The sequence below is a fragment of the Mangrovicoccus sp. HB161399 genome, assembly GCF_013184745.1.
In the GTDB taxonomy this organism is placed as follows: Bacteria; Pseudomonadota; Alphaproteobacteria; order Rhodobacterales; family Rhodobacteraceae; genus Mangrovicoccus.
This window is the reverse complement of record NZ_JAATVU010000005.1, coordinates 141,440-164,902: the sequence shown is the minus strand read 5'-3', so window position 1 is coordinate 164,902 and position 23,463 is coordinate 141,440. Positions and strand designations below refer to the sequence as shown.

The following is a 23,463-nucleotide window of genomic DNA, read 5'->3' as shown; positions in this document are numbered from 1 at the left end:
GTGGATCTGTCGCTGTCCTCGGCTTCGGCGCTGCGCAACGCGGCATCGGGGGCCGGGGCGGCGAAGCTGTCCGGCGCGGACTGGGCGTCGGTGGCGCCGGATCTCCCCGGCCTGGCGGCGCTGGCGGCCACGACCGAGCTGGAGATCGCCGGGACGGCGGAGCTGGACATCGCCGGGTCGGTCCTGGCGCAGGGCTCGCTTTCGCTGGAGCTGCAGAGCGGGCTGGCGCCGGGCTTCCTGCCGGGCAGCGGCACGACCGGCGCGCTGATGTCGCTGGAGCTGGGCGGCGCCGACGCGCTCGACCTGTTCCTCGGCTTCGGCGGCAGCATGGCGGCGCTGGCCGGCGGGTCGGCGGCGGCGGATCTGGCGGCGGCGGGGGCGACCGGCTTCTACGTCTCGGGCGGCACGCTGGCCTTCGCGTCGCTCAGCGAGCTGGACGCGGCGGGCGCGGCGACCGGGGCGTCCTGGACCGGGATGGCGGCCTCTCTGGGCAGCGCCGGGCTGGTCGGCCTGCCCGAGGTGGATCTGTCGCTGTCCTCGGCTTCGGCGCTGCGCAACGCGGCATCGGGGGCCGGGGCGGCGAAGCTGTCCGGCGCGGACTGGGCGTCGGTGGCGCCGGATCTCCCCGGCCTGGCGGCGCTGGCGGCCACGACCGAGCTGGAGATCGCCGGGACGGCGGAGCTGGACATCGCCGGGTCGGTCCTGGCGCAGGGCTCGCTTTCGCTGGAGCTGCAGAGCGGGCTGGCGCCGGGCTTCCTGCCGGGCAGCGGCACGACCGGCGCGCTGATGTCGCTGGAGCTGGGCGGCGCCGACGCGCTCGACCTGTTCCTCGGCTTCGGCGGCAGCATGGCGGCGCTGGCCGGCGGGTCGGCGGCGGCGGATCTGGCGGCGGCGGGGGCGACCGGCTTCTACGTCTCGGGCGGCACGCTGGCCTTCGCGTCGCTCAGCGAGCTGGACGCGGCGGGCGCGGCGACCGGGGCGTCCTGGACCGGGATGGCGGCCTCTCTGGGCAGCGCCGGGCTGGTCGGCCTGCCCGAGGTGGATCTGTCGCTGTCCTCGGCTTCGGCGCTGCGCAACGCGGCATCGGGGGCCGGGGCGGCGAATCTGTCCGGCGCGGACTGGGCGTCGGTGGCGCCGGATCTCCCCGGCCTGGCGGCGCTGGCGGCCACGACCGAGCTGGAGATCGCCGGGACGGCACTGTTGAACATTTCCTCCCTGGTCTTCGTCGAGGCCGATCTGGCGCTCACCCTGTCCTCGGGCCTGACGATCGATGACGGGGCAGGCGGGATTGCCGCGCCTCTGGCCAATGCCGGCATGATGTCCTTCGCGCTGAGCGACGCGACGATCTTCGTCGGGGTGGGGGCGGATACCGCAAGCGGCCTCGATCTGTCCGATGCGGTCGGGTTCCGCGTCGATGGCGGCGCGCTCGACATGGCGGTGGTGAGCGAGGATCCGGCGCTGGCGGCACCGCGGAGCTGGACCGGTCTGGCCGCCGGGGCGGATCTGGTCGGGCTGGTGGGCCTGCCGGACATTTTCGAGCTGGCCGTGCGCGACCTTTCGATCCGCCTCAACATGGCGGCGGCGGATGGCACGCGGCTGAACTGGGCAGGGCTGTCGCTGATCGATCCGTCCTCGGCCCTCCGCGGACTGGGCGCGGCGGACGATTTCTCGGTTGGCGGAGTTCTGGAGCTTTCGCTGTCGGAGTTCGTGTTTGCCAAGGGCGCCTTCGAGGTGGCGACGCAGGAAATTGAAAACCTCGCGCTCGGCGGCGAGACCATCGCGCTTGCGCAGCTGCTGTCGATCGAGCTCGACGGCGTGTCGCTGTTTGCCGGGGCCGGGGCCTATTTCGACGCCGACGGCCGCCTGGTCACCGATGATGCCATCGGGTTCTCGGTGGACACGGCCGACGTCGACCTGGCGCTGCTGAAGGTCGCCGGGGATGCGGCCGACACCCGCAGCTGGACCGCGCTTTCGGCCTCGGCGGATTTCGCCGGGCTGACCGGGCTGGAGGACATCCTGACATTCGACGCCACCGGGCTGAGCGTGCTCTTCAACGGGGCTTCGGGCGGCGCGGCGATGACGCCGGTGTCGAAGATCGACTGGACCGCCGCGGGCGACGATACCGGCAGCCTGCTGCCCGACTTCGCCGGTCTCACCGCAGATATCGACTTGGTGGCGGCAGGCAGCGCCGCGCTCGACCTGTTCGGCTTCCTGACCGGGTCGGCGGATTTCGCGCTGACGAAGAAGAGCGCCGATGTCGATCTGGACGGCAGCGGCGATCTGAGCGCCGGGGATCTGGAGGATGCCTCGCTGCTGCTCTTCGGGCTCGACAACCTGGCGCTCTTCGCCGGTGCCGGCGGGATCGGCGTGGAGATTGCCGGCGGACAGCTGGGCCTGGCGCTGCTGGCGCCCGGCGTCCCCGCCGTGGCGCCGCCGGTGCCGGACACGCGGTCCTGGATGGCGGCGCGGGCCTCGATCGGCTCGGCGTCGCTGGCCGGGATCGACGTGATCACCGCCGACTTCACCGATCTGAGCCTGGACATCAACCAGGCCTCGGGCGACGCCGATGGCGTTCCGGGCAATGGCGACGAGGCACAGACGCTGGACTGGACCGCGGCCACGGGCAGCTTCGATGCGGGCGGCACCTTCGCCGCCGCTGCCGTCGATCCGGGCGAGCCGCTGGGCGCCCCGGGGCTGGAAATCACGCTGGCGGGCGAGACCCTGGCCGTGTCCGGAACGGTGGCGGAGCTGAACGTCGCTGATGTCGTGCGGCTCGACGGCAGCTTCGCGATGTCGCTGTCGCGGGTCGATGTCGACGCGGACGGCGACGGGATCTTCACGCCGGCTGGCGGCACCGACCTCGACAATGCCAACATGCTGACGCTGAGCGTCACCGTGGGCGAGCTGTTCGCAGGGGTGGGCAGCACCGGGTTCTCGGTCACCGGCGGAAGTCTGGCGGTCGCCTCGATCAGCGCCGACCCGGCAGTCGTGCCGGGAGATTCCCGCAGCTACCTTGCCGTGGCAACCAATGTCGCCGGGGCCTCCTTCCAGGTGGACGGCGCGCCGCTGGCGGGGATCGATCTGACCGCGACCGACCTGAAGGTGGTGCTGAACACCGCGTCGGGCGGCGTGGCGACCAATGCGGCGCTGGCCGCGGCGGCGCTCGACTGGACGGCACAGGTCGATGCCGGCGCCGATGCGGCTGCGGGCATGGCCTTCGCGGCGGACGCGATCGTGGTCGGCGGCACCCCGATCGTCCTGGCGGGCGAGCTGCTGGAGATCGGCGGCACGGTGTCCTTCAACTTCTTCGACTTCGTCGGCGGCACGGCCTCCTTCGGGCTGCAGTCGCAGCTGATCGATGTCCATCTCGACGGAGACGGGATTGCCGACCTGGCCGGGGCCAGCCTGCTGACCGTCGACCTGTCGGTCGAGACGCTGTTCATCGGTGTCGAGGACGGCGTGCGCTTCGAGCTGGGCGGCGAAGCCACCGGCGCCCGGGTGACGCTGGCGATGCTGAAGCCGACCGTGGCCGAGGGCGGCGCGCCGGACAGCCGCAGCTGGATGGCGGTGGTGTCCTCGATCAACGATGCGCGGCTCGAAGGGCTGCCGGACGATCTGGCGATCGAGGCCACGAGCCTCGGCATCGAGCTGAACCAGGCCAGCGGCACGGTGCCTGTCACCGGCGAGGCGGCAACGGCGCTCGACTGGACGCAGGCCTTCGACCTCGACGGCGACGGCGTGCTGGGCGGTGCGGGCGACATCCTCAGCATCGGCGGCCTGCCGATCGACTTCGACGAGGCGCGGCTGCGTGCCGAGGGGGCGCTGACACTGAATGCCTTCAACGCGCTGCGCGCCAATGCCCGCTTCGTCTTCGAGCAGTCGCTGGCGGACGTGAATGTCGGCTCTGCGGATTGGACGCCGACCGCGACGGACATCACGCAACGCGACCTGGAGGCGGCGAAACTGACCGCGATCTACCTGTCGCTCGAAGACTTGTTCGTGGGCGTTCCCGGGGGCGTCGGCATTTCGGTCGGCAGCGGGTCCCTCGCGATCGCCCAGATAGCTCCGGACCGGGCAACCGCCCCGTCAGACACCCGCAGCTGGACAGCCATGAAAGCCGGATTGACCGGCGCGACGATCGAAGGGCTGCCGGACGAGCTGATCGTCATCCTCAACAATCTCGACATCGCCATCAACCAGAGCGCCGCGGACGGCGTTCCCGCCCTCGACTGGACCAGCCAGGTGGGCGATTTCGATGCGGGCACCTTCACCGCCGAAGCCGTGGCGGTCGGCCCGGAAGAGAGCCCGATCGCGATCGACTTCACCTCCGCCGGAATGGCGCTTTCGGGCGATCTCAGCCTCGATGCCTTCGGCTTCGTCGTGGCCGATGCCGGGTTCGAGGTGATCACCGGCGTGGTCGATGTCGATGTCGACAGCGACGGCACCTTCGCCCCGGCGGCGCAGAGCGGCGACATGGATGACGCCAACCTCTTCGCGCTGCGGCTCTCCGTCACCGATCTCTTCGTCGGCCTGCCCGCCGAGAACCCCGACGACCGCCTGGGCCTGGCGCTTGCCTCCGGCACGGTGGTCCTGGCCAGCATCTCGGCCCAGGACCCGGCCGCCGACGACCGCAAGTTCACCGCAATGGCCGCCGAGCTGGGCGGGGCCGAGCTTGTCGGCTTCGAGGATCTGTTCTCGATGACGGTCAACACCGCGACGCTCGACATCAACCAGGCGGCCTCGGTGCTCGACCCGTCGCTGGCGGCGCTTGACTGGACCCAGGCGGTGAACATCGACGGCAACTGGACGGGCGGAACTTCGGTGTCTGGCGATTACGACATCGTCTCGCTCGGCGGGCAGGACATCCTGGTCACCAGCCAGATCCTGCGGGTCACGGCGGACGCCGAGATCTCCATCTCCGATTTCGTCTTCGTGTCCGGCCAGATGGCGATCGAGAAGCGCGACAGCGTTTCGGTGCGCTCCGTAGGCTCGGCCACCGCGTTCAATGCCTCGCTGCTGACCATCGGCGCGTCGGACGTCACGGTCTTCGCCGGCATTGCCCGGGATCTGGACGGCGACGGCGTGATCCGGGCCGGCGAGCGCACAGAAGAGGCCGGGGCGGTCGGCGTGTCGCTGGAGGTCGAGGAACTGGCCATCGCGCTGTTCAAGCCCGTGGCCGATCCGGCGGTGGCGCAGCCCAGCTATTTCGCGATGAGCGCCAGCGGCGCGGCCCAGCTGGTCGGGGTGCCGGGACTGACGCTGGCCGGCACGCTGTCGGTCGAGATCAACAAGGCTGCGCCGCCCAAGGGCTCGCCTGCAGGGACGCTGCAGCCGGTGATCGACTTCACTTCGCTGCCGGGCGGCGGGCTGACCGTGGCGACCGGGCCGGCGAGCAGCACGGTGCTGAGCTACGGCACGGAGGTCCTGCGCGTCTTCGGCTCGGTCCTGCTGGAGATCGGCGACGGCGAGGGCAATGTCTTCGTCCAAGTCATGGGCGACTTCGCCTTCGAGCAGAACAACAACCTTGCCGTCACCCTGTCGGACGGGGACACGGCAACGGTCAACGCGATCCAGGTCGGCGCCTCGAGCGTCAATGTCTTCGCCGGGGTCGGTCCCTATTTCGATGCAGACGGCACGGTGACCGGCGCGGATACCGCGATCGGCGTCGCGCTGGAGGATGCGGGCCTCGCGCTGGTTCTGGCCAAGGAGGCCGTTCCGGCGGCGCAGGCGGCGACGGCGCGCAGCTTCACCACGGTGCGCGCCGAGGGCTCTGCCCGGCTGGTGGGCGTCCAAGGTCTGACGCTGGCCGCGGAGAACATGGTGCTCGAGATGAACCGCGGCAGCGATCCGGCCCTGGCCGCGGGGACCGAGGCGCCGGTGATCGATTACGCGGCCTCCTTCGACTACACCGACCCCGCGGACGGGGCGACGGTGAAGGACGGGCTCCTGGTGCTGACCGGCGCCGAAAGCTACGAGGTGATCGGCTTCGAGGACGCCTTCCTGCGGGTCTCGGGCTTCGCGCTGATCCAGATCAGCAGCTACGTCCATGTCTCGGGCAACTTCTCCTTCGTCCAGGGCGGATCGCAGAGCGTCACCCTGTCGGACAGCCCGGCCACCGCGAAATCGATGTCCTCGATTCTGGTCGGCGGCAGCGGCGTGAACATCTTCGTCGGCGACGGCGGCCCGTATTTCGTCGCCGACGGCAGCGAGGACAGCGGATTCCGTCCCTCGACGGACGAAGAGGCCGCCGCGGCGGGTGCCCTGGGCCTGGCGGTTTCCGACGTCGATTTGGCGGTGGCGCTGTTCAAGCCTGCGCTGGCGACCGACCGCAGCAGCTACTACGCGCTGCAGGCGACCGCGGACGAAATCGAGCTGGTGGGCGTTCCGGGCATTTCGGCCAGCGCCTCCAGCCTGCGCATCGCGGTCAACGGCTCTTCGGCGGGCAGCGGCACGGGCACCGGCGGCACCGGCCAGACCAGCCCCCCGCCGGTGGTGGATTTCCTTGCGACCGGCTGGAACGGCGATGCGCCCGGCACCGGGCTGTTCGTTCCGACCGACTCCTCGGGCGGTGGCATCACGCTGGGCTTCGAGGACCGCCTGCTGCAGGCATCCGGCCGCGTCGATTTCGCCCTCGACTACGATGGCGACGAAATCGACGACGTGGCCTTCGGCGCCCAGGCCACCTTCGAACAGGCCTTCCGCCCGAGCGGCGCCCAGATTACCAAGATCGCCGTCACCCAGGTCTCGCTCGATCTCGGCAGCGACGTCGAGGGCAACCCGCTCCTCTCCTTCGGTCCCGACATCGCCGGACTGGTCTTCCTGACGCCGCAGGGCATGGCAGGCTCGCTCGAGGTCGGCTTCGAGGAGAATGCCGATCCGCTGCTCGACAACGCCCTGCGCTACGAGAACGACAATGTCCGCCTGGCCTTCTCGGGCCGTGCCAGCATCGCGCTGAACAATACCGGCCTGCGGGTCGACGAGACCTTCGACCTGACCGGCAACGGGCTGGACGATGACGGCGACGGCCAGACCGACGAGGCGGACGAGCTGATCGTGCTCGACCTGCCGGCCGGTCCCTACCTGCGGGTCGCGGGCGAGGATCTGAAGCTTTCGGTCGAGTTCAAGCAGGGCGACGCCCCCGATGCCGAGATCACCGGCAGCTTCGTTTTCGAGCAGGTCACGGTCGGCGCCGAGAAGATCGTCCGCGTGGGCTTCGACAATGTCGGCGTCTCGATCGAGAACGGCGACAGCACCTTCGAATTCACCGACGGCGAGGGCGTGCTGATCTTCCTGCCGTCGCTGGCGGGCCAGCAGTCCACCACCGGCGGCGTCGCCGGACGGATCGCCGTCACCGCCAACTTTGACGATCCCGGCCTCGGCCTGGCGCTCGGCGGCACCGCGGTGGTGGAGTTCAACGCTTCCGGCCGCGCGATCGATCCGGCGGTGACCATGACCGTCGGCAGCGCCACCTTCTCGGTCCGCTTCCCGACATCCGCCAATGTCTTCTCCTTCGCCATCGCCAATGCCGCAATCGAATTCGCGCCATATTTCAAGCTGACCGGCGATTTCGGCCTGATCGGCGGCCGCACCGCCTACGAGACCTCGGACGGGTTCCCGGCCGGCTCCGCGCCCGAGCATGACCTCTATGCCGCGCGCAACGTGGAACTCTTCGTCGGCTTCATCGAGGACGGCAACCCGCTGCGCGATGCCGACGGGGTCCTGAATGACACTGCGATCGGCGTTCTGGTCAGCGGGGCCAATGTCGCGGCCTACAAGTTCACCTACGGAACCGCCGCCACCACCGACGACCGCTTCGCCATATTCGCCACCGGCACCGCCACCGTCATCGGCATCGACGGACTGGTGGTCACCGGCACGGTCACCGTGCGGATCAACAATTCCGGCCAGGTGATCACCGACTATGTCGACCTGCCCGCCGCGCCCTCGGATGCCGGCGGGGACGATGCTCCGCTCGCGGTCGGCATCTCGCAGGGCTACATGGAGGAAGTGCGCTCCACCGATCTGGTCTTCGATCTCGGCGGCATCGTCACCATCTCCAGCGAGCTCTTGATCTTCACCCGCGCGCCGACCGGGCGGATGGATGTCGACGTGGCCCAGGCGACCATCGCGATCTCTGCGCCAAACGGCGGCGAGATGGACGAGATCATCTCGGTCTCGGGCGCGGCGCGGTTCAGCCTCGGGGCGGGATCGGGCTTCAACCTCGAGGACTGGCGGGTTACCGGCTTCGGCATCTTCGGGGCGGAAACCACCGTCGCGACGCCGCCTTCCGCGCTGCGGCCGGTCCAGGCCGACCTGGTCTCGCCGGGGCTGAACAACCGGGTGACGGTCAGCGACCTGATGGCCCAGGGCTATGTCGACGTCGCCTACAAGAACACCAATGCGCTCTACAACGACCTCAACGGCGACGAGATCGTCATCGACGAAAGCTCGATCACCGATGCGGCGCCGGAATTCGTGCTCACCGGCGGGATCGTGGTCAACGGCGCCGGGGTGCGGGTGGATGACGGCACCACGACGCGGCCGGTCTACCGCTATTCCATCGTCACCGGGCCGACCGGCTCGATCACCGGCCAGACCACGGTCGACGTCACCTTCATCGCCGGCAGCGTCACCGATACCGGGGGCCGCGGGCTGGCCAGCGAAGTGGAGCGCTTCCTGCTGCTCCCCGACTCCCTGGCGGCGAAGAAGGCCGAGGCGCTGGACCCCTATATCGAGCTGCTGAGCCCGCTGTCCGGCCAGACGGTGTCCGCCGATGTGCTCAACGGCAGCAGCTCCAACAACCAGGGCATCGCCGCCACCAGCCCGCTGACCGGCGGACTGCGCTACATCGACATCCGCGTGGTGGCGCCCGAACAGGGCACGGTCGCCTTCGACATCTCGAAGATCATCGTCAGCGGCGCGGGCGCAGCGAATTTCGATCTCGGCACCGATGCCCTGGGCGGCAGCTCGGCACTGAAGATCGCGCCTGTCGCCCAGACATCGACGCCGGGCGTGTACCGCGTCTATCTCTCGGCCAAGGCGGGCGCGCAGAACAACCAGATCTTCGCCGCGGGCGAGGTGAATTTCCGCTTCCTCGCAGGTGCGGTCACCGTCACGGGCACCAGCGGCGCGCTGGCGAGCTTCGAGACCACGGACCGCTTCACCGTCTCGGCCAGCGAGCAAGCGGCGGGCACCGGCCAGGACGGGATCTCGCTCGGCCCGCTCTATATCGAGGCGCCCTCGGTCTCGATCGCCAAGCTGGGCTTCTCCGGCGGCGGGCTCGTGGTCACGGTCGGGATCGGCGCCGACATCGCGGCGCTGTCCTTCTCCAGCCAGAACGGCCAGCAGAGCAGCCAGCAGCAGACCAGCGGGATCAGCGCCGTGCTGCGGGGGCTGATGGTGCAGTTCGACGTCGAGGTCGACATTTTCTCGATCATCGACGGCTCGGCCTCGCCTCTGGACGCGATGAGCGCCACTGGCAAGTTCAAGATCGAAGTGCAGAGCCTCGAGGTCGACATCCCCAACATCGTCAATGTCGCCGCGGCGGGCGTGCTGGTGCAGTACGATCCGGACGGCGGCGGTGACCAGAAGCTGGTCGAGATCTTCCAGGCGCGGATCACCGTGCCCGCGCTCGGCATCGTCGGCACGATCGACCCGACGGCAGCCGGCGGCGTCACCACGCCGGGCCTGACCGTCTATGCCAACGGCTTCGACATCGGCACGGCGACGCTGATCTACGATCCCTCGCTGACCACGCCGGATTCCGCCGGGTCGAACCAGATGCAGAGCAGCAGCGGCTCGGGCGGCAAGATCCGCTTCGGCAGCATGCTGGAATTCGACGACATCCGCGTCGGCGTGGAAAACTTCTCGGTCCGCTTCGGCGAGGAGGTCAGCTTCGACGGCGCGATCTTCGTGGCCTCGGGCGGCGCCTCGCTCTTCCCCGGCAAGACGGTCAGCGCGCGGATCAGCGACCGGCTCTCGGCCGAGCCGGGCGCGGTGCCGAACAATACCGAGGCGATCCGGCTCAGCCTGATCTTCGGCGACAACCGGATCATCGGCTTCTCCGCCAATATCGACACGCTGCGGATCCAGGTCGGCCCGGTGCTGACCCTGACCTCGACCGACCTCTTCCTCGACACCACCGCGGGCGATGACGAGGAGCTGCTGAGTTTCACCGCCGTCGGCGCCGAAGTGTCCATCGGCTCGCTGAAGCTGTCGGGCGAAGGCCGCAACTTCGCCTTCCTCGGCGACGGCACCTTCGTCACCAAGGCGGGCTTCGGCGTCTTCCTGGGCGTGGGCTCCGCCACCGGCGAGGCGTTCAAATGGCCGAGCTTCCTGCCGGTCCGGATCACCGCGATCGGCATCCAGTGGCCTGACATCCAGGCTGACCCGACCGACTTCGTCCTGACGCTCTCTGCGGCGGTGACCGGCCTGCCGGGCGTCTCCACGGTGCAGTTCAGCGGCGTGATCGAGGGCATCCAGATCGATGTCGGGCTGCTGCTGGCAGGCAAGTTCCCGATCATCGGCATCAGCTCGATCGGCGTCGGGCTCTCGGGCAACCTGTTCGGCGGCGAGGTGTCGGGCGCGCTGATCGGCGGCATCATCAAGATCGACGCCCAGGGCCGCGAGATCGGCGTCAACGACTTCACCACCAAGGTCGAGGACCGCGTGTTCTTCGTGGGCGTCGAGGGCGGGATCACCATCGCGGGCCTCGGCGGCTTCGGCATCCGTTTCGCAATCTCGGAACTTGGTCCGCTCGGCGTCTTCATCAATGCTGACGTGCCAGTAATGATCGAGCCGAATTCCGGCCTGTCGCTGGGCGACTTCTCCGCCGGGGTGGAGTTCTTCAAGACGCTGCCCTCGATCGACCAGCCCGAGGAGCTGCGCGGTTCCGACTTCCAGCTGCCGACCAATGTCACCGTCGACAACTGGCTGGCCTCGGTGAAGAGCCAGGTCCTGATCCAGTACCAGCTGGTGAAATCCAACCCGGCGATGAACGGCTTCTTCGCCGCCTTCACCTCGCCGATGCTGCTGACCGGAAGCGCCAAAGTCTTCACCGTCTATGCCAGCCAGGCAGTGTTCAACGGCCAGGTCACGGTGCGTTTCTCCACCGACGGCAAGATCCTGCTGATCGGCACGCTGAATTTCGCCGCCGACAACCTGTCGGTCTCGGGACGGCTCTATGCCGACCTGTCGCGGATCGCGGCGGGCGAGGCGACGATCCTTTTCCTTGCCGACGTGCCGGACCAGATCCGGCTGCTGACCATCGACGGCCGGTTCAAGATGGGCTTCCGCGATCCGCTCGGAAACGAGGTGACTCTGACCACCGTCGACTACCAGGCAACCGCGCCGACGCAGCGCCTGGCCGGGCCGAAGGAAAACGCCACCACCGGCATCGGCAACCTGAACGGGGTCGGCTATGTCGATGTCGCCTTCCCGGTGATCGACGGCGCGACCCTGGCGGTGGAAACCGTCACAGACACCACGCCGGAGATCGAGCTGATCGTGTCGGGCGGCCACGGCTCGACTCTGCGGCTCGACGATGCCCAGGCGCCGATGCTGGTCTCTGGCAACACCTTCCGATTCTGGACGCTGGGCACGCTGGCCCCGGGCGACTCGCTGCAGTTCCGCTTCCTGCGCGAGAGCTGGGGCTATCTCGGCAATGACGGCGCCGAGGTGTTCTCGGATGCGGGCTATTACGAGGACAACGAGGGCAACCCGCAGAACGCCGACCCGGAATCCGCGGCGATCGCGCTGGTGATGGGGCCGTTCATCGACGTCAAGCTGGTGGCCGGGATCGGCGGCAGCATCGACGATGCCGCGCTGCGTTCGATCGCCGCCCAGGGCTCGCTCAGCTTCCGGCTGGAGCGCCGGACCGAAAGCGGCGGCACCGTCACCTGGACGGAGGTTCCGGGGCTGCAGCTTGACGGCGCCGGCGACCGCGCTCCGATGGCGCTCGGCGGCGGCATCCTGCGCTTCTCGCTCGGCGACACCGATGCGGGCCTGCTGCTGGAGCCGGGCAGCTACCGCGCGGTCTTCGATGCGGACAGCTGGACCGACAGCACCGGCATCGGCAATGCCGCCTCCAGCTCGTCCTTCGCGCTCGACACCGCGCGCAGCAGCGTGGCCGGTCCGTTCTCCTCCGAGACGCCCGGCATCGACGTCAATGTCGCGCGGGCCACCGAATATGGCGGACTGGCCGCGGGCGAGCAGGTCCTCGTCACCTTCACGCCGGCGACCGGTGCGGGGCTCGACTATGCCTCCATCCTGGATGCGGGCGCGGAAATCGCGGTGTCCGGCACCACGGCCGGTGGCACGCCCATCGCGGTGACCCAGACGGTCGATGCCTTCGGCGTGCCGAGCTATGCCGAGATCGCCTTCGATCCGGAGACCGACTACAACAATGACGGCGTGATCGGCGACAATCCCAATTCGGATGCGACCGAGCTGGAATACGACCTCGACGGCGACGGCGTGGTCGAGCTGGACGGCGACGACTACCACCTGCTCCTGGCACGCGAGGGCGCGACCCAGTTCCTCTACGCCCTGGCGGGGGGCCATGACTGGGCGGTGGGCGACGTCACGGTGGACATCCTGGCCTTCGACGCCGCGACAGGCGCTGGCTGGACCGACACGACCTTCAACGCCAGCGCCGCGGAAAGCCACGTCTTCTCCATCCTCGGCCCGCAGGCGGCGCTGGCCGGCCCGACCGAGGGCGCGGCGATCGACGTGGTGGAGATCAACGGCCGCAGCTTCCTCGACGTGGTCTTCCCCGAGGCGCCCTCCGGCATGGCGATCGACTGGAGCACGGTCACCGATCTGGGCGCCGAGATCGCGCTGTCCGGCAGCGCGCTCGGCTCGGTCACGCTCAATAACGGCGAGCCGCCGGTGGTGGTCGATGCGGCGGCGCGCAAGGTGAGGTTCTGGATCTCCGGCGAGTTCGCGGGCGACCCTGCCGAAGCGGGCGCGCTGACGGTCAGCTTCGTCGACGGCAGCTACGGATTCGTCGATGCGGATGCCGCCAATGCGGTGGCCGATCCGGTCTTCGTCCAGCCGGGCGATGCCGATCCGGGCGTGCCGATCACCGCCGAACTGCTGACCCAGGCAGTGTCCCCGGCGCTGGAAAGTGCCTTCGCCACGGCCCAGTTCAACATCCGGATCGACTTCTCGGCCTTCGACGCCGGCATCGACAGCGCGCTCTTCGCGCTCAACTCGGAAAGCATCTTCGACGATGCGCCGGAATTCGCGCTGAGCATCGCCGACGAGACCGCGGGGCTGTCCGGCGGGGACATCTGGGTGGCCTCGATCGGCGAGGGCGCGCCGCGCTTCGTCGAAGGCGCGACCTACGAATATTCGGTGACCGTGGGCATCCGCACCGCCGATCTCGCCGCCGACCTGCCGGATGCCGCCTTCACGCTGGCCGATCTGGGCATCGAGATCATCGAGGACAGCTGGGGCTACCTGGAGACCGACCCGTCCAGCCTCGGCGATGCGGCGGACGTCACCGCGGGCGACAAGAGCTTCATCGACATCGCGCTGTCGCCCACGGCTTCGGTCGGCGGCAGCACGGTGGCGCTCGACACCTCCTTCGACCTCGGCCAGTTCTCGATCTCGGGCAGCGGCGCCACCGGCATGAGCTTCTCGACTGCGGCGGGCTTCGAGCCGCACCTCAACGCGGCGGGCGCCTGGCGCTTCTATCTCGAGGGCAGCTTCGGCATCGGCGAGGTCACGGTCAGCCTGGGCGAGAACGCCTTCCGCGACGACAGCGGCGCGCAGAGCCGCTCCCAGAGCTTCGGCTTCACCGTCGAGGGGCCGCGCGCCCAGCTGGCCGATCCGGCCAGCGGCGGCAGCACCGGGCCGGCGGCGCTGAACGCCCGCGGCTTCATCGACCTGGCGCTGACCGTGCCGGCCGGGTCCGCCATCGATCTCGACAGCGTCACCGATCTCGATCCGGAATTCGCGCTGTCGGGCACCGATGCGGCCTTCGATGCCACCCGCTCGCCGGTCCTGATCTCGCAGAGCGGCACGACCTATGTCTTCCGCTACTTCACCACCGGCAGCCCGGCAGAGGGCGACAGCCCGGCGGTCAGCCTGATCGCGGGCAGCTACGCCTATGGCGGCGGAACGGCCAGCACCGCCGACGGCCCCGTGGCCGGGGCGGACGTTTCCACGCTGGACACCGGCTTCATCGACATCCGCTATTTCCCGACCGCGGGCGGGGTGATGGATGCCGACAGCATCGCCGATGCCGGGGCCGAATTCGCGCTGTCGGGCGCTGGCCTGGGCAGTGCCGCACTGGCCGCCGGCCTGGCGCCGGTCCGGATCGAGGGCAATCTCTGGCGCTATTTCGTCACCGGCGATTTCGCGGCCGGAGCGGTGGAGGTCACCTTCATCGAGGACAGCTTCGCCTCCACCGATCTTGACGGCGAAGGGATCGACGCGGCGGAGGACGGCGATGCGGTCTACCTGACACGCGGCGGGTCGGACGGGTTCCGGCTGGTGCAGCTCGCCGGCGAACTGGTCGATCCGGGGGTCGGATCGAATGCGGATGTCAACGACCTCAACCAGCGCGGCTATGTCGACGTGACCTTCGAGGCGCCGAGCTATGCCGCTGCGCTCGACGAGGCGAGCGTCACCGACCTGGCGCCGGAGATCGTCCTCAGCCTTGCCGATGGCGAGACCGGCACGCTCTATCTCGACGAGTCGCAGGCGCCGGTGATCGTCGGCCGCGACGGCGCCGACTACATCGTGCGCTACTTCACCACCGGCACCTTCGCGGGCTCGGAAAACGACGGCAACGTGGTGGTGGAGTTCATCGGCGGCAGCTTCTCCTGGCTCGACAGCGCCGGGGCGCAGATCCGCGCGCTGACACAGGACCAGGCGGCCGAAGTCCAGCAGGGCGCCAGCGCGGACGAGCTCTTCGCCGTGCTGCGCCTGGGCAGCAGCGGCCTGATCGACGTGTCGGGCCTGAGCGCTGCCTCCTTCACCGCTGCGGGCGGCGTCACGGTCACGGGCGTGACGGCGCGCGGACCTCCGGGCAGCCCCGACCTGCCGATCGTCATCGAAGTCGCGCTCGATCCCGCCACGGCCGGCGCGGGCGATGAAATCCTCCTCACCTATGCCAGCGGCATCTCCATCGCCGGCGGCGCCCCGGAATTCCAGGACGGCACCGCGCTCGACATCGAAGCCTCCATGCTCCGCAGCTATGTGGATGTCCGGTTCGATCCGGCAGGCGACGCGGAGGCCGACCCCACCCTCGCAATCGACGAAGACAGCCTCGACGGCACCGAGATCGAGATCACGGGCACCGGCGCGGAAGCCGTCACCGTCTACGAAACCGCGCCGACCGCGCTCGGCGGCGACCTCTACCGCTATTACGTCAGCCGCGATTTCACCACCGGCCAGGCCACGGTCGCCTTCAAGGCCGGCAGCTGGAACGACCGGGCTGGCAACGAGTCCCTGGCCGGCAGCGGCGCCTTCAAGATCATCGAGCAGCTGCGCGAGGACGAGGTCGACCCGACTTCGGCGACCGAGGTCGGCCGGGTCTTCTACATGGAGATCTCCGGCGGCATCACCTACCAGCTGGGCGAATTCCTCGAGGAGCCGCTGCTGCAGATCCGCGGCGAGGCCAAGTTCGAGGTCGGCAAGGTCCTCAAGGGCGATGGCCAGCTGAAGGACCGGGTGACGCTTTCGGCGGCGGGCACCGTCAAGATCTTCCGCCTCGGCAACATCGGTTCGGCCGCCGCGCGCTTCGTGCTGGAAAGCGGCAGCCAGCCGGGAGATGCCGCCTTCTGGGGCATCGCCAAGATCCAGACGAATTTTGACTTCCTGCAGAATGCCGGCATCTTCCTCGACGGCTCGGCGACGCTGCAGATCAACACGACCGGGATCGAGCAGGTCGAGAAGATCGCGCTGGAAGGCATCCCGGGCGACATCGTCGCGCCCGACCTGAACCCGGCGCTGCTGTCGCAGCTGGGCACCAGCCTGTTCGCGCAGGGTGCGCTGTCGGCCGCGGCGAAGACCGCGATTTCCGATGCGATCGCCGCGCACAATGCCGCGCCGGGCGATGGCGACCTGCTGGAGGAGATCACCTTCTCCGACGAGGCCAAGATCACGCTGATCCTGAATACCGGCATCGAGAAGCAGTGGCGCATCGACGACGGCGGCAAGCAGTACTTCATCATCTGGAACGACCGCGGCGAGACCACCCAGTTCAACCTCCATGCCGAGGAGCAGACCTTCGAGCTGGCGCCCGAGAGCTTCTCGGTGGCGATCCTCGGCTCGCTGGTGGTGGCCGAGCCGAACGACCCCGAAAATCCCTTCGTCACCGTGCAGGGCGGGTTCTTCCTGGAGGTCACCGGCGAGCGGATCACCGTATTCGCCTCGGGCAACGCCCAGATCGGCGGCACCTCGGAGGGCGACAGCTCGCTGCTGCAGGGCGAATTCCTCGGCCTCGTCGTCATCGACCTCGAAGGCGAGCACCAGGGCCTGGCGCTGATGGCGACTCTGGAGCTGTCCGGCGGCGAGGAGGGCTCGGGGATCGAGGGCATCTTCTCCTTCCGGGGCGAGGTGACGATCATCGTCAACACCACCGAGGAGGACCAGGTCTTCGAGGTGCCCGCCGAGTTCATCTCGCTGCTGACCACGTTGCCGCCGGTGATCACCATCTACGGCTCGATCCCGAATTCTGACGGCTCCGACAGCGAGGGCGTGCACCAAGTCTATCTGGTGGCGCGGATCTTCGGCACGATCACGCTGTTCGACACGCTGAACATGACCGGCATGATCGAGCTGCAGCTCAGCGAGGGCACGCAGCGGATCCAGGCGGCGGTCAGCATGCAGATCGAGGGGATCGGCGGGCTCAGCGGCCAGCTCGACCTGATCGTGGTCACCGACGGAGCACAGGCGCCCGACAGCTCCGGCGATGCCGGCATCTACGGCCGCGCGATCCTGGCGCTGGCGGTGGGCGACAACCCGAATTTCGAGATCAGCGGCTCGATCATGCTGGAGATCAACTCCTATGACGGGCCGGTCACGCTCTCCGATACCGTGCTGACCCGTTCCGAGCTCGATCCCGGCGACGACGGCTATGCGGCACCCGACTCCAGCATGGCGCTCCTGGCGGCGACGGATGTGGACGGCTTCGTCCGCGGCGATGCCGAGCTGGGCGATGCCAACCTGCTCCTGGTCGTCGCGGGCACGATCCAGCTGGGTCCGGTTGTCTCGATGCAGGGCCGGTTCGAGGTCGCCTTCGACAGCGATCCGGCGCCGCAGGGGTATTTCCTGACCATCCAGGGCGAGGTGACGCTGAACATCCTGCGCCTCGCCAGCGTGCAGTCGCAGGTCTTCTTCGGCCTCGCCCGCGACGGCATCGTGCTCTACGCCGCCTTCGACGCGGGCACGACCGGGTTCCTGTCGGATTTCGGCCTGAACATCTCGGCCACGGCGAAATTCGAGCTGAACACCACAGGGCGCGACGTCGACGTGGAGTTCGCCACCGGCACCGTGACCGTCGACAGCGAGTTCGAGCTCTACCTCGCCGGCGTGATCGAATTCGCCGGCTTCGCGTCGGCCTCGGGCTCGATGCGGATCAACCTGATCAACGGCGACTTCATCCTGGAATTCGACCTGAACCTGCAGCTCGGCGGGCTCGAGGTCGCGGCTTCGGGCGGGGCGGGGCTCTATACCGGCTCCGACAAGGGCATCGCGCTGGCGCTGCAGATCGAGATCGACGCCGACATCTTCGGGATCATCGACATCCTTGCCAGCGGCACGCTGCAGATCAACACGACGAACGGCGCCAAGACGCTCAACGGCATCCGCATCGCCGGCAACAGCTTCCTGCTCGACATCTACGGCAACATCGCCATCCTCAAGGTCCTGAAATTCGAGGCCGGCGCCACGATCAGCGTGGTCAACGGCTACTGGAAGTTCAGCTTCAACGCCTCGATGGACTTCTTCGGCATCGCCACGCTCAGCGCGCGGGGCTGGTTCGACAGCCGCGGCCATTTCGACATCAATCTCAACGGGCGGCTGGTGCTCGGCTCGTCCAGCTTCGGCCTCGTCGGGCAGTTCAACTTCAACGTCTTCCTCTACCAGATCGAGACCGCCGACCAGCTGGCCGCGGCAAAGCTGGTGACCGGCAACAACGATCTGGTGATGCGCGACTACGTCTTCGGGCTCTCGGCCTCGGCCAGCCTCGACCTGCGCGCCTTCGGCATCACCTTCGGCGGCGTCGGCTTCAGCTTCTCGGTGACCGCGGGCGGCACCGGCCGGGTGGAGCTGGTGGTGAAGGCCAAGGCCTCGGTCAAGATCCTGTTCGTCAAGATCAAGGTGAGCATGGAGTTCACCATCGGCTATATCGAGCTGCCGAAGCCGATCTACCTGGCCGGCAGCCAGGCCGACCCCTACACCTTCACGGGCGGCGTGCTCTATCTCAACAGCGGCAGCCGCGCGTCCCAGCGGGGCCTGGCCGCGGGTTCCGAGAACGAGACCTTCATCATCGAGCATGTCGGCGGCGCCGCCGGTGCGGAAACCGTCAAGGTCACCTTCTCGGGCCGCTCGCAGACCTTCTCCGGCGTGACCGGCATCGTGATGGACAGCGGCAACGGCTCCGACCAGCTGACGGTGCGCGAGGGCGTGCTTTCGGACATCGAGTACTACGGCGGCAGCGGCATCGACATCATCGACCACCAGGGCAGCGGCCAGGCGCTGATCTACGGCGACCGGGCGATTGCCACCGATCCGCGCGGCCGGGCGATCACGGGCAGCGCCGATAGCGGGGCGGAGACGCTCAACATCATCGAGATCGGCGCGGCGGCCGGGCGTTCGACCATCTACGGCGGCGCCAATACCGACCTGATCATGGTCACCAGCGCGGCCGGGGCCACCATCAGCGCGCGCGGCGGCAACGACCTGATCATGGGCAGCCCGGGCAGCGACACGATCCATGGCGGCGCGGGCAACGACGAGATCGACGGCGGCGGCGGCGAGGACGATCTCTACGGCGATGCGGGCAACGACCTGTTCACGCTGCTGCTCGGCGAAGCTGCGCTGGTGCAGATCTTCGGCGGCGGCGATGCCGACACGATCGAGCTGACCGGCAGCTCCGCGGCGGATCACGTGGCGCTCGAAAGCGCGACGGTCGGCGGCAGCGCGGGCTACCGCGTCGGGAACGCGGCGGCGGGCTACGACCGGATCCAGGGCACCGGGGTCGAGACCGTGCAGCTGCGCATGCTGGGCGGCGCCGACCGGATCGACGTGCATCCGCTGAACGGCACGGGCATCGCCCGCGTGGTCGCCGATGCCGGGCAGACCGAGACCGTCTCGGGCACCAAGACCGTCTACAACGAGGAACTCGGCCGCAACGAGACCGTGCCGAACGTGCTGGTCTCGCCCGACCGGGCCGCCGACCTGATCCGCATCTACGGCACGGACGGCATGGACAGCTTCGCGGTCTCGACCCTGACCACGGATGCCGCCGACGACCCGATCCCCTCCACCGACGTGCTGCGCGTCTCCGCCAGCTTCTCGGGGGCCGCTCCGCAGGACGTGGTGATCGACGTGGTCAACACTGTCCGCAGCGAGCGGGACACGGTGGAGATCCTGGCCGGCGGCGGCAATGACGCGATCGACGCCGGCGACGCCGCCAACCCGTCGAACAGCGCGATGGTGGCCGCTGGCGTGACCGCCGACCGCGCGGCGCTGATCCTGCGCGGCGAGGGCGGCAGCGACACGGTCTACGGCTCGCGCTATGCCGACGTCATCGACGGCGGGCTCGGCGATGACGAGCTGTCCGGCCGCGACGGCGCCGACACCTTCCTCGACGCGGGCGGCACCGACACCCTGTTCGAGTTCTTCGACCGCGACATGGGGCTCTTCGGCAACCGCATCGTGGTGGGCGCGCTGCTTTCGGCGGACGGCACCGCCTTCCTGGCGTCGAAATCCGTCTCGGCCCAGCTGACCGACGGGGCGGACCGCTGGAGCGGCGACAGCGTGGTCGAGGACATCGCCGGCCTCTTCGAGATCGCCCGGCTGCAGGGCGCGGCGGCGAACAACAGCTTCGTGGTCAACGACCTCGACGGCCGGATCCGCATCGGCAGCGCCGGGGCCACCGTCGCCACCCGCGCGGTCACCGCCTGGAGCGGGCATGTGGCGCTGGATACCGCGGGCAGCACCGGCGGCACGGCCGAGCATGTCATCCTGAACACCCCGCGGCTGAACAGCTACACCGCCGCCGTCGCCGACAGCTCGGGCACCGTGGCAGACAAGCTGGTGGTGAACGCCACCGGCGGCTCGGACGACATGACGCTGGATGCCGCGCCGCGGATCCTGGTGGCACTGGCCGAGCTCGGCACCGGCACGCCGCGGATCGACACGGTCGGGATCGACTATTCCGGGATCGCGGCGGTCGAGTTCAACACCTTCGACGGCCGCGACCGCGCGGCGGTGAATTCGGCCGACATTCCGACCTATTTCTACGGCGGCGACGGCGACGACACCTACAACATCGGCTCGAACGCAATGCTGGGCGGCGAGACCGCGAATGCCGGCGGCGTGCTGGAGACGATGGATGCGCTGATCCATATCGACGGCCAGGGCATCCGCGACGGCTATGACGGCGATGCCGACACGCTGAACATCGACGACACGGCCGATGCCGCGGACCAGTCGGGCGCGCTGACCCCGTCGGCCGTCACCGGGCTTGGCCTGTCGGGGGCCGGGATCACCTATGCCGGCCTGGCGCGGATCAACATCAACCTCGGATCGGGCAGCGACAGCTTCGCCATCGTCGACACGGATGCGGGCGACGAGGTGACGCTCGACAGCTTCGGCGGCGACGACACGATCGAGATCCGCCGCACCGACGGCCGGACCGATGTCGATGCCGGCACCGGGGCGGACAGCATCTATGTCGGCGAGCCGGACGAGCTGGTCACCGCGGTCGACCAGGTGGCGCGTTCGGCCAACTACATCCGCACCGGGCTGCTGAGCCTCGAGGGCGGCGATGCCGATGCCGGGCTCGACCGGCTGGTGATCCGCGACGACAACGACACGGCGGGCGACCTGGGCGGCGAGCTGGCCGAGGACCTGCTGACCGGCATCGGGGTGCAGATCGGCATTGCCTACGAGGGCTTCGAGAGCCTGCTGCTGCACCTGTCTGACGGCAACAACGGCTTCCACATCGGCAACACCCACGCCGGGCTGACCGTGGTCTTCACCGGCGACGAGACCGAGATCGACAACGAGTCGAACGACGTGCTGACCATCGGCGGCACGACCGGCTTCACCTCGGTCTATCTGGGCGACGGCCATGACGTGGTGAAGGTGAACTACGACATCCGCGGCCGCCAGACCTTCGAGAACGGCATCAAGTCGGTGCTGGAACTGCACGGGCTGGGCGGCAACGACACCTACGACATCGGCCTGAGCGGCCTCGGCAGCTCGGAAATCCGGGTGGCCGATGACGGCGACGGCATCGACCAGCTGAGAATCTTCGCCACCGACGAGGACGACTTCCTGCTGTTCCGCGCCAACCAGGATGCGCCGGGCGGCGCGACAGGGCTGGTTGCGGCGATACAGGTCGATGCGGAAACCCGGCTGCCGACGAGTTCCAGCGCGGTCGAGCGGATCGAATACGACAGCTCGATCGACGGGGCGGTGCAGGTCTTCGGCCGTGCGGGCGACGACACGTTCATCCTCGACGACAATGCCTCGCCGCTGGTGATCTTCGGCGATGCAGGCGACGACACCTTCCAGATCGGACAGGTCTATGCCTCGGCCCGCGACGAGGACAATCCGTATAACGGCCTGGTCCCCGAGGACTACTACGAGACCACCCAAACGACCCGCGGCTTCCTGTCGAACGGCATCTCGATCAGCTCGACGCTGTTCGGCGGCGACGGCAACGACAGCTTCACGGTCTACTCCAACAAGGCAGAGCTGTTCCTGTTCGGCGAGAACGACGACGACACCTTCCGCATCCGCGCCTTCGTCAAGGTCAACCCGAACGATCCGAAGGCGCCCTTCACCAACATCAACGGCGGCCAGGGCGCGGATTTCATCGACTTCAACGTCAACGCCCCGGTGCGGATCGACGGCGGCGACGGCTTCGACACGATCACCGTGATCGGCACCGAATTCGGCGACGACTTCGTGGTGACCGAGGACGGGGTCTTCGGCGCCGGCCTGTTCATCTCCTACACCGCGGTGGAGAAGGTCTCCGTCGATGCCACCGAGGGCAACGACACGTTCTTCATCCAGTCGACCTCCGAGAATGTGCTGGTGGAGATCATCGGCGGGCTCGGTTCCGACACGTTCAACATCGGCGGCGCGCGGCTGGAGGGCATCACCGAGGGCGGCGCCATCACCGTGGTGTCCAACAGCCTCGCCGGACATTCCGGGCTGATCTCGAATGAGGTCACCTCGGACGACCTGAACTCGCGCTACATGGCGATCTTCACCCAGGACGTCGTGGCCCAGATCGGCGACAACGACGAGGCCGGGCTGATCGTGCTGGAGAACGGCGGGCCGCTCAGGGTCTTCGAGGGACCGGATGCCGACGGCAACCTGATCGTCGACAGCTACCAGATCGTCCTGACCCGCTCGCCGCTCGACACGGTGCGGGTGACCGCCGCGCCGGTGGCGCTGTCGGAACGCGAGACGCTGGCAGGCGGGCAGGGCATCCGGATCAACGGGTCGGATGTGGGCGCGACGGTGGTGTTCGACCGCACCAACTGGTGGATCCCGCAGGCGCTGACCGTCACCGCCCCCGAGGACAGCCTGGCCGAGGGCACCCGCGGCTACACGATCCAGCACACGGTCGTCGAGGGCCGCCAGGGCGGCGACGGCGATGCCTATGACGGGCTGGCCGTGCCGGGCGTGGTGGTCGAGGTGGTCGACAACGACTCCGCCGCGCTGCTGATCGCCGCCGACAACCCGGCCTATGACAGCACCACCCGCGCCGATGCGCTGGACCGCGAGAACCGCACCATCGTTGCCGAGAACGGCAGCCCGCTGACCATCTCGGCGACCGACGACTACTACCTGGTGCTGACCCGCAAGCCGACCGGCGATGTCCGCGTGCTCCTGGAGATCGAGGGCGACGACATCGAGCTGCTGGACACCAGTGCGGTGACGGTGATCGACGACAGCGGGCTGGTGAAGTCCTATTCGGTGACCTTCTCGGCCGACGAGACTGCGTCCAATGCCTGGAACCGCGGCCAGGCGATCTCGGTCGCGGCGCTGGACGACAGCGAGGACGAGGGCAACCACTATGCCCGGATCAGCCACTACATCTTCGATGACGGCGGCAGCGACCTCGACAACTTCCTCGGCGTGACCACCGACCAGGTCGCTTCCGGCCTGGCGGCGGATTTCAACGGCGACAGCAGCCAGCTGCGCGTGGCCGAGGACCGCTATGTCTCGGCAGTGCTGCGCCTCGCCCAGCCGGGCGCCACCGCC

The 23,463-nt window shown here is 68.8% G+C and carries 1 protein-coding gene (running past one end of the window); it reads left to right on the top strand.

Features of this window, described 5'->3' with window-relative positions:
- A protein-coding gene (locus tag HCC78_RS04445; RefSeq protein WP_216671023.1) for a proprotein convertase P-domain-containing protein crosses the window boundary here: on the top strand, positions 1–23,463 show its 5' portion. It continues 18,507 nt past the right edge of the window; the window shows 23,463 of its 41,970 coding nt (coding positions 1–23,463); the start codon lies at positions 1–3; the stop codon falls past the right edge of the window.